At 56.2% G+C, this 13076-nt stretch carries 16 protein-coding genes; all 16 read left to right on the top strand.

Features of this window, described 5'->3' with window-relative positions; translation table 11 throughout:
- The first annotated feature begins 200 nt into the window (after positions 1-200).
- Complete coding sequence (locus tag AB5Y53_RS11375) at positions 201-959, top strand: amino acid ABC transporter substrate-binding protein (RefSeq protein WP_368182046.1); 759 nt, start codon at positions 201-203, stop codon at positions 957-959.
- Positions 960-1628: an amino acid ABC transporter permease gene (locus AB5Y53_RS11370; protein WP_010672283.1), complete on the top strand. Its 669-nt coding sequence runs from the start codon at positions 960-962 to the stop codon at positions 1626-1628.
- A gap of 12 nt (positions 1629-1640) precedes the next feature.
- Positions 1641-2375, top strand: a complete 735-nt coding sequence (locus AB5Y53_RS11365; RefSeq protein ID WP_010672282.1) for an amino acid ABC transporter ATP-binding protein — start codon at positions 1641-1643, stop codon at positions 2373-2375.
- Between the two features lie 269 nt (positions 2376-2644).
- Positions 2645-2779 (top strand): 50S ribosomal protein L34, encoded by a 135-nt coding sequence (rpmH, locus tag AB5Y53_RS11360; RefSeq protein WP_005307156.1) that lies wholly within the window; start codon positions 2645-2647, stop codon positions 2777-2779.
- Positions 2779-3138, top strand: coding sequence for a ribonuclease P protein component (gene rnpA / locus AB5Y53_RS11355; RefSeq protein WP_010672281.1), 360 nt, complete (start codon positions 2779-2781; stop codon positions 3136-3138). The genes rpmH and rnpA overlap by 1 nt, the downstream gene beginning before the upstream one ends.
- Positions 3105-3353, top strand: a complete 249-nt coding sequence (gene yidD / locus AB5Y53_RS11350) for a membrane protein insertion efficiency factor YidD (RefSeq protein WP_010672280.1) — start codon at positions 3105-3107, stop codon at positions 3351-3353. The genes rnpA and yidD overlap by 34 nt, the downstream gene beginning before the upstream one ends.
- Positions 3354-3358: 5 nt before the next feature.
- Positions 3359-5005: a membrane protein insertase YidC gene (gene yidC / locus AB5Y53_RS11345; RefSeq protein ID WP_010672279.1), complete on the top strand. Its 1647-nt coding sequence runs from the start codon at positions 3359-3361 to the stop codon at positions 5003-5005.
- A gap of 109 nt (positions 5006-5114) precedes the next feature.
- Entirely contained in the window at positions 5115-6476 is a 1362-nt protein-coding gene (mnmE, locus tag AB5Y53_RS11340) for a tRNA uridine-5-carboxymethylaminomethyl(34) synthesis GTPase MnmE (protein ID WP_368182044.1), read from the top strand.
- Between the two features lie 343 nt (positions 6477-6819).
- Positions 6820-7032 (top strand): Arm DNA-binding domain-containing protein, encoded by a 213-nt coding sequence (locus AB5Y53_RS11335; RefSeq protein WP_368182043.1) that lies wholly within the window; start codon positions 6820-6822, stop codon positions 7030-7032.
- Positions 7033-7161: 129 nt separating this feature from the next.
- On the top strand, positions 7162-8154 hold the full coding sequence (locus tag AB5Y53_RS11330) for a tyrosine-type recombinase/integrase (protein WP_368182041.1): 993 nt from the start codon (positions 7162-7164) through the stop codon (positions 8152-8154).
- Between the two features lie 351 nt (positions 8155-8505).
- The gene (locus AB5Y53_RS11325) at positions 8506-9264 is read left to right on the top strand and encodes a hypothetical protein (RefSeq protein WP_368182040.1); all 759 of its coding nucleotides are present in this window, start codon (positions 8506-8508) and stop codon (positions 9262-9264) included.
- 174 nt (positions 9265-9438) lie between these two features.
- A complete protein-coding gene (locus AB5Y53_RS11320) occupies positions 9439-9675 on the top strand; it encodes a helix-turn-helix transcriptional regulator (RefSeq protein WP_368182039.1) in 237 nt (78 codons plus the stop codon).
- A 10-nt stretch (positions 9676-9685) separates the two neighbouring features.
- Positions 9686-10147 carry a hypothetical protein gene (locus tag AB5Y53_RS11315; RefSeq protein ID WP_368182038.1) on the top strand — a complete coding sequence of 154 codons (462 nt, stop codon included), beginning with the start codon at positions 9686-9688 and terminating at the stop codon, positions 10145-10147.
- Positions 10134-10916, top strand: a complete 783-nt coding sequence (locus AB5Y53_RS11310) for a Lin1244/Lin1753 domain-containing protein (protein ID WP_368182037.1) — start codon at positions 10134-10136, stop codon at positions 10914-10916. The genes AB5Y53_RS11315 and AB5Y53_RS11310 overlap by 14 nt, the downstream gene beginning before the upstream one ends.
- Positions 10916-12187 carry a replicative DNA helicase gene (locus AB5Y53_RS11305; RefSeq protein ID WP_368182036.1) on the top strand — a complete coding sequence of 424 codons (1272 nt, stop codon included), beginning with the start codon at positions 10916-10918 and terminating at the stop codon, positions 12185-12187. Before AB5Y53_RS11310 ends, AB5Y53_RS11305 begins: the two co-directional genes overlap by 1 nt.
- A 421-nt stretch (positions 12188-12608) precedes the next feature.
- A complete protein-coding gene (locus AB5Y53_RS11300) occupies positions 12609-13037 on the top strand; it encodes a winged helix-turn-helix domain-containing protein (protein WP_368182035.1) in 429 nt (142 codons plus the stop codon).
- Positions 13038-13076: the final 39 nt, after the last annotated feature.

Raw genomic sequence — 13076 nt, 5'->3', positions numbered from 1 at the left:
GGATCCAACGCCCCAGGATCCCATTTCATCCCCAAAGTTACCCACAGCCGGATATCGTCAATGTGGACAGAATGGCGCGCTGCGACCATAGTTATTTTATATAACCAAATATCATTTATTTTTTATATTTTATTCCAATAACATCAGCGCCAACCCGTGATTACAACTAAAAATACAGCACTACAGAGAGAGGAATCCCCATGAAAACCACCATCAAGCTGATTTCCGGCGCCGCCATTCTGCTGGCCAGCCTGTCCAGCCAGGCCATCGCTCAGGAAACCATCAAGGTCGGCATGTCCGGCAAATATTTCCCGTTCACCTTCGTCAAGCAGGACAAGCTGCAGGGCTTCGAGGTGGACATGTGGAACCAGATCGGTGAGCGCACCGGCTACAAGGTCGAGTTCGTGACCGCCAGCTTCTCCGGCCTGTTCGGCATGCTGGAAACCGGCCGCGTCGACACCATCTCCAACCAGATCACCATCACCGACGAGCGCAAGGCCAAGTACGCCTTCTCCCAGCCCTATGTCTATGACGGTGCCCAGATAGTGGTCCGCAAGGGCAACAACACCATCCACGGCATCAAAGACCTGGAAGGCAAGAAAGTCGCCGTCAACCTGGGCTCCAACTTCGAAGAGCTGCTGCGCAAGAACGACCCCAACAAGAAGATCGATATCCGTACCTATGACTCCGCCTTCGAGCAGGATGTCGCCCTGGGCCGCATCGACGCCTTCGTGATGGACCGCGTCTCCACCGCCCAGCTGATCAAGGAATCCAAGCTGCCGCTGCAACAGGCCGGTGCACCGTTCGAAACCATCGAGAACGCCCTGCCCTTCCTGAAGACCCCGGAAAAGCAGGCAGTGCTGAAAAAGGTTGACGATGCCCTCACCGCCATGCGCAAAGACGGCACCCTGACCAAAATCTCCGAAAAATGGTTCGCAGCGGACATCACCAGCAAATAAATGATGGAATTTGACCTCGAGTACACGCTAGGGCTGTTTCCCATCCTGCTCAAATACCTGGGCACCACGATGGAAATGGCCCTGTGGGGATTCGTATTGGCACTCGTACTGTCGCTGATCCTGGCGATAGTACGGGTGTTTCGCGTTCCCGCACTTCACTGGCTGGCGATGCTGTATATCTCGTTCTTCCGGGGTACACCGCTGCTCGTCCAGCTGTTTCTGCTCTATTACGGGCTGCCGCAGCTCTTCCCCATCTTCGTGGGGATGGATGCCTTTACCGCCGCCATCATCGGCCTGACCCTGCACTTTGCCGCCTACATGGCCGAGTCGATCCGGGCAGCCATTCTCGGCATCCACAAGAGCCAGATGGAAGCCGCCCTCAGCATCGGCATGAGCCGGCTGCAGGCGATGCAGCGGATCATCCTGCCCCAGGCGGCCCGCATCGCGACACCGTCGCTGATGAACTACTTCATCGACATGATCAAGAGCACCTCCCTGGCGTTTACCCTGGGAGTGGCGGAGATCATGGGCAAGGCCCAGATGGAAGCGGCCTCCTCCTTCAAGTTCTTCGAGAGCTTCATGGCGGTAGCGCTGATCTACTGGGTGGTGGTCATCTTCTTCACCCGCTTGCAGCATCTGCTGGAAGTGCGGCTGAACCGTGCTTATTAAAGGAGGCCTGTCATGATCAACCTAACGGGTCTCTCCAAGGCCTATGACGGAAATCAGGTGCTCAACGGCATCGATCTTGAGGTAAAGAAGGGGGAGATTGTCGTCATCATCGGTCCTTCCGGTACCGGCAAGTCGACTCTGCTGCGCTGCCTCAACCTGCTGGAAACCCCGGATGCAGGGCGGCTCGTCATCGATGACCTCGCCGTGGATCTGGCCAAGGCCAGCGACCAGCAGGCCATCGAACTGCGCAAACGCGCCTCTTTCGTGTTCCAGAACTACGCCCTGTTCGCCAACAAGACGGCGCTGGACAACATCGCCGAGGGGCTGATCACCGTCTGGAAGCAGCCGAAGGCGGAGGCTCGTGCCACTGCCCTGGGCATCCTCAAGGACATCGGCCTCGCCGAGAAACAGGATGCCTACCCGGCCTCCCTCTCCGGCGGCCAGCAACAGCGCGTCGGCATCGGCCGGGCCATGGCGGCCCACTCCAAGGTGATCCTGTTTGACGAGCCCACCTCCGCCCTCGATCCCGAGTGGGTCGACGAGGTGCTGGGCCTGATGAAGCAGCTCGCCCGCCAGCACCAGACCATGGTGGTGGTGACCCACGAGATCGAGTTTGCCCGTGATGTCGCCGATCGGGTGATCTTCATGGAAGGAGGCCGGATCGTGGAGCAGGGCCCGCCGGATCAGATATTGGTCGATCCGCAGGATCCCCGTACCCGGGAGTTCCTGCGCAAAGTACTTAAATAGCTCTCTCTTTGGCGGCCTGGCCGCCTTTTTTCTTGAGGGATCCTTGTTTAACCCCGGGTTGCCAGTATAATTCGGGGCCCTTGATCCTCCGGATCCTGCCAGATTATCCCGCTCGGTCGACGAACGGGGCGAGATGGAAAGGAACGGCGGATTGACGAGAAGCTGAACTCTGTTTAGAATTCGGCCTCTTTTGCTAGTCGTCACACGCTATAGCTGGCGCGTCGGCTAAGTGTGACAATCAAAACTGTACAGAAATACGGAATCGAATCATGAAACGTACTTTTCAACCGTCCAACCTGAAGCGCAAGCGCTCTCACGGTTTCCGCGCTCGCATGGCTACTGCCAACGGCCGCAAAGTTCTGGCCGCTCGTCGTGCCAAGGGTCGTGCCCGCCTGGTAGTCTAATGCCTACCCAGCACACCTTCTCTCGGGAGTTACGTCTGTTAACTCCCGAACACTTCAAACGCGTTTTCGCCGAGCCTGTCCGGGCCGCTTCTCCGCAAATTACGCTTCTTGCTTGCCCCAACTCCCTCGAACACCCCCGTCTTGGCCTCGCCGTGCCCAAAAAGGCGCTCAAGCGTGCCGTCTGGCGCAACCGTGTAAAACGAGTGGTTCGGGAAAGTTTTCGCCTCAATCAAGCCAATCTGCCCGCTATCGACATCGTCGTGATCGCCAAGGGTGGCGTGAAGGAGATGGACAACGAAGCGCTGTTCAAGTTACTGGAAAAGCTATGGCGCACTCTGTCACGCCGTTGCAATGGGTAGCAATCAAACTGATACGCCTGTATCAGCTAATCATTAGTCCCCTGCTCGGGCCGCGCTGCCGTTTCACCCCGACTTGTTCCCAATTTGCGATAGAAGCAATCCGACTTCACGGTTTCATAAAAGGCGTTTGGTTAGCCAGCAAACGTCTATTAAAATGCCATCCCTTATCCGAGGGTGGTTATGACCCGGTTCCGCAACCAAAGCGAAGAAACTGAAGACTATGGAATCACAACGCAATTTACTCCTGATCGGTTTGCTGTTCGTGAGCTTCTTGCTCTGGCAACAGTGGGAGTCCGACAAGGCTCCGAAGCCGGCCCCGACTACCGTGGCCCAAACCGAACATTTCGTACCTGAAGCCGGTCAGACCGGTGATATTCCTCAGGTTTCCGAGCAAGCAAATGGTAACGCCGCGCGCAAGCTGATCACCGTCTCCTCCGACGTGCTCAAATTGACCCTGGACACCCAGGGCGGTGACATCGTCTCTGCCGAACTGCTGGCCCACAAGCTGGAAGAAGGCAAGGAACAGCCGTTCACCCTGCTGACCAGCCAGCCTGCCCACCTCTATGTGGCCCAGAGCGGTCTGGTCGGTCGCAATGGTCCGGACAGCCAGGCTCAAGGTCGTCCCACCTATGAAGCCGCCCAGACCAGCTATCAGCTGGCCGATGGTCAGGATCAAGTCGTCGTTCCGATGACCTGGACCGACAGCAAGGGTGTGGTCTTCACCAAGGAGTTCGTGCTCAAGCGCGGTGATTACGCCGTGGGCGTCGACTACAAGATCGACAACAAGTCTGCCGAGCCGGTCCAGGTACAGTTCTACGGTCAGCTGAAGCAGACCATGACCACGCCGAAGGATCAGGAAGGTCATGCCATGGTGGCCAGTGCCTACCGTGGTGGTGCCTTCTCCAGCGAAGACTCCCGCTACAAGAAGTACACCTTCGACGAGATGAAGGATGCCGACCTGAACAAGACCACCCAGGGTGGTTGGGTCGCCATGCTGCAGCACTACTTCGTCTCCGCCTGGGCCCCGAATGCCAACGACACCAACAGCTTCTACAGCCGCGTGATCCCGGGCAAGGACCAGGCCATCATCGGCTACAAGGCGCCGCTGGTTGACGTCGCTGCTGGCCAGCAGGCCGAAGTGAGCGGCAAGCTGTGGATCGGTCCCAAGCTGCAGGATCAGATGGCCAAGGTGGCAAACCACCTGGATCTGACCGTCGACTACGGCTGGCTCTGGTTCATCGCCCAACCGCTGCACTGGCTGCTGACCGTGTTCCACGGTTTCGTCCAGAACTGGGGTCTGGCCATCATCATGCTGACCCTGCTGGTGCGCGGCATCATGTTCCCGCTGACCAAGGCCCAGTACACCTCCATGGCCAAGATGCGCATGCTCCAGCCCAAGCTGGCTGCGCTCAAGGAACGCTTCGGTGACGATCGCCAGAAGATGTCCCAGGGCATGATGGAGCTGTACAAGAAGGAGAAGGTCAACCCGCTGGGCGGCTGCCTGCCCATCCTGGTTCAGATGCCCATCTTCATCGCCCTCTACTGGGCACTGATGGAGTCTGTCGAGCTGCGCCACGCGCCGTTCGCCCTGTGGATCACCGACCTGTCGGTGAAGGACCCCTTCTTCGTGCTGCCAATCCTCATGGGTGCCTCCATGTGGTATCTGCAGAAGATGAGCCCGACCACCATCACGGACCCGATGCAGCAGAAGGTGATGCAGTTCATGCCGATCATCTTCACCTTCATGTTCCTCTGGTTCCCGGCAGGTCTGACTCTGTACTGGCTGGTGAGCAACGTCATCTCCATCATCCAGCAGACCATCATCTATCGTCAGCTGGAGAAGAAAGGCCTGCACTCACGCAACTGATGCGCAGCCCATCTTTCCTGATGACAAAAGAGGCGGCCTTCGGGCCGCCTTTTTTATTACAATGTCCCCCACCCTCTTACTCATTCAGCCAACCAGCGAGTCAAGCAAGATGACAACAGATACCATCGTGGCCCAGGCCACCGCCCCCGGCCGTGGCGGCGTCGGCATAGTCCGCGTCTCCGGCCCTGCCGCCGAGCGGGTCGCCGAGATAGTGCTCGGCAAGCTCCCCAGGGTGCGTTATGCCGAATATCTGCCGTTCAGGGACGAGCAGGGCCAGGCGCTGGATCAGGGCATCGCCCTGCTGTTCAAGGCCCCCAACAGCTTCACCGGCGAAGACGTGCTGGAGCTGCAGGGCCATGGCGGCCCCGTCATTCTCGACATGCTGATCCGCCGCATCCTGCAGATCGACGGCATCCGCCCCGCCCGCCCGGGCGAGTTCAGCGAGCGCGCCTTCCTCAACGACAAGCTGGATCTGGCCCAGGCCGAGGCCATCGCCGATCTCATCGAAGCCTCCAGCGAGCAGGCCGCCCGCAGCGCCATGCACTCCCTCCAGGGGCAGTTCTCCGGCAAGGTTCAGCAGTTGGTGGAGAGCCTCACCCGGCTGCGCATCTATGTGGAAGCGGCCATCGACTTCCCGGATGAAGAGATCGACTTTCTCTCCGACGGCAAGGTGGCGGGTGACCTCTACGCCATCATGTCCGAGCTGGACGACGTGCGCGGCGAGGCCAAGCAGGGTGCCCTGCTGCGAGAGGGGATGAAGGTGGTGATCGCCGGTCGCCCCAACGCCGGCAAATCGAGCCTGCTCAACGCCCTCGCAGGCCGCGAGTCCGCCATCGTCACCGAGATCGCCGGTACCACCCGCGACGTGCTGCGCGAGCACATCCATCTGGATGGCATGCCGCTGCACATCATCGACACCGCGGGCCTGCGCGATACCCAGGACAAGGTGGAACAGATCGGCATCGAGCGTGCCTGGGCCGAGATCGAACAGGCCGACCGGGTGCTGTTCATGGTGGACGGCACCACCACGGATGCCGTCGATCCCCACGACATCTGGCCAGAATTCGTTGATCGGTTGCCAAAAAACATCGGCCTCACCGTGGTGCGCAACAAGGCGGACCTGACCGGCGAGGATCTGGCACCGAGCCAGGAGCAGGGCCACGCCGTCTATCGCATCTCCGCCAAGACCGAGCTGGGGCTGCCCGCCCTGCGCGAGCACCTCAAGGCCTGCATGGGCTTCCAGGGCAATACCGAGGGGGGCTTCATGGCCCGCCGCCGCCACCTGGACGCACTGGAGCGTGCCGCCGAGCGGCTGCGGGTAGCCAGGGAGCAGCTTGAGGTCTATGTGGCTGGCGAACTGGTGGCCGAGGAGCTGCGCCTGGCCCAGGAGTCCCTGTCCGAGATCACCGGCGAGTTTAGCTCCGACGATCTGCTGGGCCGCATCTTCTCCAGCTTCTGCATCGGAAAATAATCCCGGTTCTGTAATGGTCCTAATTATTCCGCAAACAATCCATAAGCCCGCGTAATTGCGGGCTTTTTGTTCTTTTCCTGTCTTGTACGTTCCGCAGAAATCCACCAATATGTGTTCCCATATGTGTTCCCATGATCAAAAAATGTGTTCCCATGAATGGTCGGATGTGTTCCCAAGTGGTCTATTTTTGAAAAGGAGATATCACTTTTCATGGGAACACATGGAGGATGGAATATCGCCGCATGCCTTATGGATAAAGGCCTGCAGAGATGTGTTCCCATGATGATTGGTGTTCCCATGGTGATGCAATTTCCATGGGAACACGGGGCTCAAATGGAGGTGCATGATGGCTCTATCGGATACGAAGCTACGAAATCTCAAACCGGGCGAAAAGCCATACACCAAAACCGACGAAGGTGGGCTTCATCTTGACGTCATGCCGGATGGGTCAATGGTGTGGCGACTGCGTTACCGAGTCGGTGGACGTGGTAGCAAGCAGGAAAAAATCACATTAGGTAACTACCCTGCCTATTCCCTCTCCGAAGCCCGTAGCTGACGCGATGACTGTAAAGCATTAGCCGGTCGTGGCCTCTCCCCAATGGCCTTGAAACGAGGAGATCCTATCCCTAGTGACGCCACCCTCGGAGCGAGAGACCTGGCCCAGTTGTTTATCCGAGAGTGGTGCTTGAAGGCTGTCGAAAAAGCCAGAGAGAAAGAGGAAGCGATAAGAGCGGGTGATACGGTGGAAGCCTTTGCTTGGCACTGGTATGCCAAAATTGCCGAACCCGCGAACAGTAACCCTCGCAACATCAAGCGCATTTTGGAAAAGGACGTGATCCCGGCGATTGGCAGCAAGCAAATCACCGATGTGACGGTCACTGACATCCTCTCCATTACTGACAAGATCAAAAATCGCGGGGCCGATCAAATGGCGCTGCAAACTCGTAACGTGTTGAAGCGGCTGTTTTCCTATGCTATCGGGCGGCAAAAGATCACCTTCAACCCTGCCACGGCTATCGAGGCGAAATACATCGCCAGAGCGAGAAGCAAGGACATGGCCCTGAGGCCAGATGAAATCGGAATCCTGTTGCGGACTATCTATCACTCCAACATGAAGCGCGCCCATAAGCTGGCCCTACACCTGCTCATCCTGTGCATGGTTCGTAAATCGGAACTGATCGAAGCCCGCTGGGAAGAGTTCAACCTTGAAGGGGCGATGTGGGAAATTCCTGGCGAACGCATGAAGATGAGCAAAGCCCACCTCGTTCCTCTATCTCGGCAAGCAGTTGCGATGTTCGAAGAGTTGAAGGGCTTATCAAGCGGCTCTGAATGGGTATTTCCTAGTCGCAGCGATCTGCACAAGCCCATCTCTAAATCCACCCTCAATGTCGCGGTTCGAACACTGGACATCGAGGTAAGGGACTTTGTCATTCACGACTTCCGCAGAACGGCGTCAACTCAGCTGAATGAATCTGGTCACTTCAATTCCAAGTGGATCGAGAAAGCCTTAGCCCATGAGGTTGGAGGCGTGGCAGGCATCTATAACAAAGCCGAATATCTGGATCCACGACGGAAAATGCTGCAATGGTGGGCTGACTTCGTGGATAGCCAGATTGAGGATGGTCGCGGCAAGGTCATCATCGGCCCCTTTGGAAAATCGTACCAATCGACAACATAAACCATTATCTCAACTCGCCAGACGCTAACCCCTGTATACAGACCGGAACAGCCGAGGACACCATAACAGAGCGCTAAGATGGACTTTCCAGCATACACCCCGGCAGCGGTCCGGGTATTAATAACAACGTTGATCGAAGGAGATTCACGGGAACAACAAGGGTGGGCTTCATCCCTCGCTAATGCGGAAGAAATCTTATCAGGCATCGAGCGAACGATTGAATCGTTCCTACAGCGAGGCAGAGAAGACTACCTACCAAGTTTGAGAATACAAAGGGCCGAAGCCTTGGCCCATAGGGACAGTGTCGCTGTCGAAGTGGCCTGTCTTTGCCGGTTAGGACAAGATCCGCGCATGGCAGAGCCATTCGCCCTGCTGACGCGTATTTTTAGCGACGATCAACAGTGGGAAAATTTCATCCGATCGGCATGGGCTGCACACCAAGACTTTGCAAAATCACGTGACAAATCGAAGCGGGCTGCGGATCAGGCAGGCGTGGTAGTCAACGCAATAGAGACTGCGGTTAACGCAATCGACCACTTTTCGGACATTGGCATCAGCGGTCCAGACGAGCTCGATTCAATCCCTGCTTTACTACGGCAAACCGACAACCACGCAGATCGGGGACGCAATCTGCATATGTGGCGTGGCCTGCGGGGCTATCTGCTCGGCAACCAGCCGGAGCGAGAGATGCCCAAGGCAAAACCAGCGTTAGCCAGCGACGAGCCCTTCCCCACCCTTAACGTGCAATTTATGCCTGCTGATAAAAGTATTGTTATCGACCCGGCAGAAGAGGTTAGGGATAGCTTGCGCTATGCATGGGATACAGCCCCCACACTCACAGCATTGCTTGGTACGCTGGCAAACGTGATGCGTGATTTCAGACCGAGCCAGTCTGATGTGATCGAAGCAGCGACTAGTTCACGGCAGCATAGCCAGAAATCAGAATACTTGAGGGCCTTTGGATACCTACTGGCTAAGCAGTACCACTTCACTTTGACAAGGCCACTCATGCAAGCAATGGCCATTGTGGCCAACGTGGTTATCAACTCCCCCGATACTATCGTGACCTATGACGATGTAAGCAAAGCGCTAAAGGGGGAATTTAGATAAAAAAGCAAGAAAACTCGAGCGAAAAATAATAGGCGAGTTTTCCCAGTTGGCGGAAAACTCATGCCCAGAAAACTTGCCGAGTTTCTTCGATCTAAGAAATCCCGATGCATATTGTACGAAACCATGTCCCGGGCCGTTCCGGGGCGCTTCACCTTCAACTGGAGAAAGCGAAACATGGCCGTACAGATCAAACCCGCACTGACTATTCTTCGTCGCAAACAGGTTGAAGCCCGCACAGGGCTTTCTCGCTCGACTATCTACGCCAAACTGCGCCCCAACCTGAAGCGCCCCAGGGATTACGATCCTTCCTTCCCCAAGCCGGTGTCTGTTGGCGCGCAGGCAGTCGGCTGGGTTAAAGAGGAAGTGGAAGCCTGGCTCATCGCCCAAATCCAAAAGAGCCGCAAGGCATAGGGGGCGGATGATGACCAAAATCGACAACAACCGCGAGGCTCTGCAATACGTTGATGCCCAGAGCGAAAAAGCTCAGGACACCACTTCGCCCAAAATCACCTTCAATCTGTCAGACATGAGCCTGGCAGAGCTGGGTAACTTGATCATTTCCGCAGCCATGACCGCTGCGCCGAAATGGCACGAGGCTGGCGTGAAACTGAATACTTACCCCCTGCCGCTTGTGGAGATCGTAGAGGGTGTCACCAGCATCCCTTTTATCAATATTCCCGCAGGTGATCCCGTCAAGTGTGTGTGTGGCAAATCCCCTCGCAGCCCCGCCCGTCGGGTGGCTCGTAGTGTCAATATCGAGCTCCCCGATTTGGCCCAGATCAACCAGACCTTGGAGGATAAACGCAGCCTTGAGGTCGGCGAATTCACGCTCGCCGAGATGCGGGCCATGCTGAAAAAAGGGAGCGGCAATGAAGTGGTTTAAGCACGACACTGACGCCAATCAAGACGCCAAGTTCCAAAACGTACTGCTGGACTATGGCCTTGAGGGCTATGGTCTCTATTGGTACTGCCTTGAGCTGATCGCAGGCAAGGTAGAACTCGGCAGCCTGACATTCCAGCTTGAACACGACGTCAGGATTGTCGCTCGTAATACCGGCAGCACACCGGCCAGGGTGGAGGAAATTCTCCGTTACTTCATCAAGCTGGGTTTGTTTGAAGAGCATGAGGGGGCAATCACGTGCATGAAATTGGCCCGTCGCTTGGACCAATCCATGACCAGCAGCCCGGCTATGAGAACAGTTATCGGGGAACTTCGCGCAAGGGGTCATGATGGGGTCATGACCTCATCATGTTTGAGTCATGATGGGGTCATGCAAGATAAGAAGAAAAAAGAAGAGAATACATCTAGTGATTTGCCTCCTGCTAAGCAGGAGGCTGCCCTCTTCAGTAATGACAAAGCTAAGGTAAACCCCAAGGGTACTCGCCTTCCCGAAGGCTTCGCCGTTCCCGATGATTGGATCCATTGGGCGGTACATGAGGCCAAACACTTGGCGAAAAGCGACATAGCCCGCGAAGCCCTGACATTTGCTGACTTTTGGATCGCAAAGCCTGGAAAGGAGGCCTTTAAACTCGATTGGCAAGCTACCTGGAGGAACTGGATCCGCCGGGCCGACAAAGAACCGGGTCGCAACCCCCAGCACCGCCATCACGCTACAGATACCCCGGTCAAGATGTTCGAGGGGTACAACTAATGACGCACACCAACGACAATAAGCTGAGCAGCTTTGACGCCGAGCAATACTTTATTGGAAGCGTGATTAGCCGCAACCAGCCGGAAATCTTCGACGCCCACGGTATGCGCCGCAACCACTTCGAGAGTAACGTTCACCGCATCATCTTTGATGCCTGCCAAGCAGTTTGCCGTGATGGCTATACGCTTGATCTTGGCACCTTGACGGAGGCCCTTAAAGAACGGGGAGACCTTGATCGCGTCGGTGGGTCTGCCTACTTGATCGAGCTGATCAAGGTGGGGGTAAGCACGGCAAACGCACACCTTTACGCCGAATCAATCAAGACCAAGGCAGCCCGTCGCAAGGTGCATAATCTGCTGCTGGCCGCCACCGCAAAGGCTGCCAAAGGCGATCTGGATGTATCCGCATTGGTTTCCGACCTGGTTGCCGTCGATGATGACGGCAACGAGTACGAAAGCAACGGGCCCCAGCTGTCCGAGCTTGCCCAAGAAGCCGAGGACCGCGCCGCTCGTGGTGAACTGATGGGAATGCCGTTCGGGATCCCGTCTCTGGATGCCGTCACTTGCTGTCCCGCTGGCTACCTTACCGTAATTGTCGCCCGCCCTGGTGTGGGGAAAACAGCACTACTGCTGAGCATGACCGCCGCCAACCTTAATAACGGACGCAGGATTGGACTTATCTCTGCTGAAATGCCGGGGGCAGACGTTGGTACTCGCCTTGCAGCGCTGACTAGCGGCGTGACAGTGGCATTGGTCAAGGCTGGTAAACTGAACGACATGGATGCGGCCAAGCACAGCGCCAAAGGGCATGGGTGGATGACCAAGATTGGGGATCGCCTGCAAGTACTCCATGCGCCGCGTATTTCGATCAGTGACATTGAAGCGATTGCCCGCAAGTGGAAGCGTCAAAACGGGATCGAGGCCCTTTACGTGGACTATCTCCAAGACATTGATCATCCTGACAGTCTGGGTGATGACCGCAAGCGAGTAGCCACCGTCTCCGGTCGCCTGCGTCAGCTTGCCAAGGAGCTTGGCTTGCCGATCGTGAGCCTCGCCCAGGCAACGAGGGCCGTTGATGAGCGCGAAAACAAGATCCCGAAAAAGGGAGACATTGCAGATTCGAGCCAAGCGGAGAAAGATGCCGCTGTTATTCTGGGCATTCACCGCGAGCCGGATGGCACAGAAGTAAGAGCCGTATTCGACAAAGTGAGAGATGGTCGAACGGGCGGTGTGCCACTGATGTTCGAAGGGCGCAATATGCGTTTCTACTAACTGACCAAGACCCGCCCACCAGCGGGTTTTATCTTTTATTCCTCATGTATCGAGGCCTGTTCACCTTCTGGCTCACGCTTGATGCGTCAGACGATTTATCTATACAAAGAAACAAAATTAGCACCACACCCTAAGTTTAGATACAAAACACACAATATAAATCCACGTAAAACTAGGTTTTCGATTTAGCCCCATTCATAACATAAATGACTTAAAAGCGCGCGGGCGCGTGTGCGCAAATACCATTATTTAATCACATCGTCAATGCGATGTTTGCTCGCTAGCAACCATGCGCCAATGGGCGCGTAGAGTAGAGCAGGTAATAATCATCGGCCACCAGCCCAATTCTGATCCATCCACTGGCCCCTAGTTGACTGCTGTGACAAGATAAGCTCCTGTTTTGTCTGGATCTGGTCGCCCGATGAAAGAAACCTTGCCCAGCTATGAAGCCATGATGCCGGTGGTGCTCAAAGTGTTGGCCGATGGAGTTACCCGCCCTTTACGAGACGTATTCGAGCTGATTTGCCAACACTATGCCTTCACCCCTGAGCAACTGGCAGATACCCTGCCAAGCGGTCGGCAAACCACGCTGCGCAGCCGCGTCGGCTGGGCCAAGACTTATCTGGTTAAAGCCGGGCTGATTGAGCAACCAAAACGGGGGATTTGCCTTATCAGCGAACGGGGCAAAGCTGCACTGGCATCGGGCCATACGATCGATAATCACTATCTGGCACAGTTCAACGAGTTCATTGCCTTTACCAAAGCATCCAATGAACCCGCAGGGAATACACAGCAAGACTTGGCGACACTCACTGATATCCCGGCCAGCCCCCCCACAAGAACTGATTGAGCAAGCGCTAGCTTCCCTCAACCTCTCCCTGGCAGATGA

Origin of the sequence: Aeromonas sp. R7-5 (genome assembly GCF_040908015.1) — a bacterium.
Classification (GTDB): domain Bacteria; phylum Pseudomonadota; class Gammaproteobacteria; order Enterobacterales; family Aeromonadaceae; genus Aeromonas; species Aeromonas caviae.
Note: the sequence above shows the minus strand (reverse complement) of the source record. Positions and strands in the feature narration are given on the sequence as shown.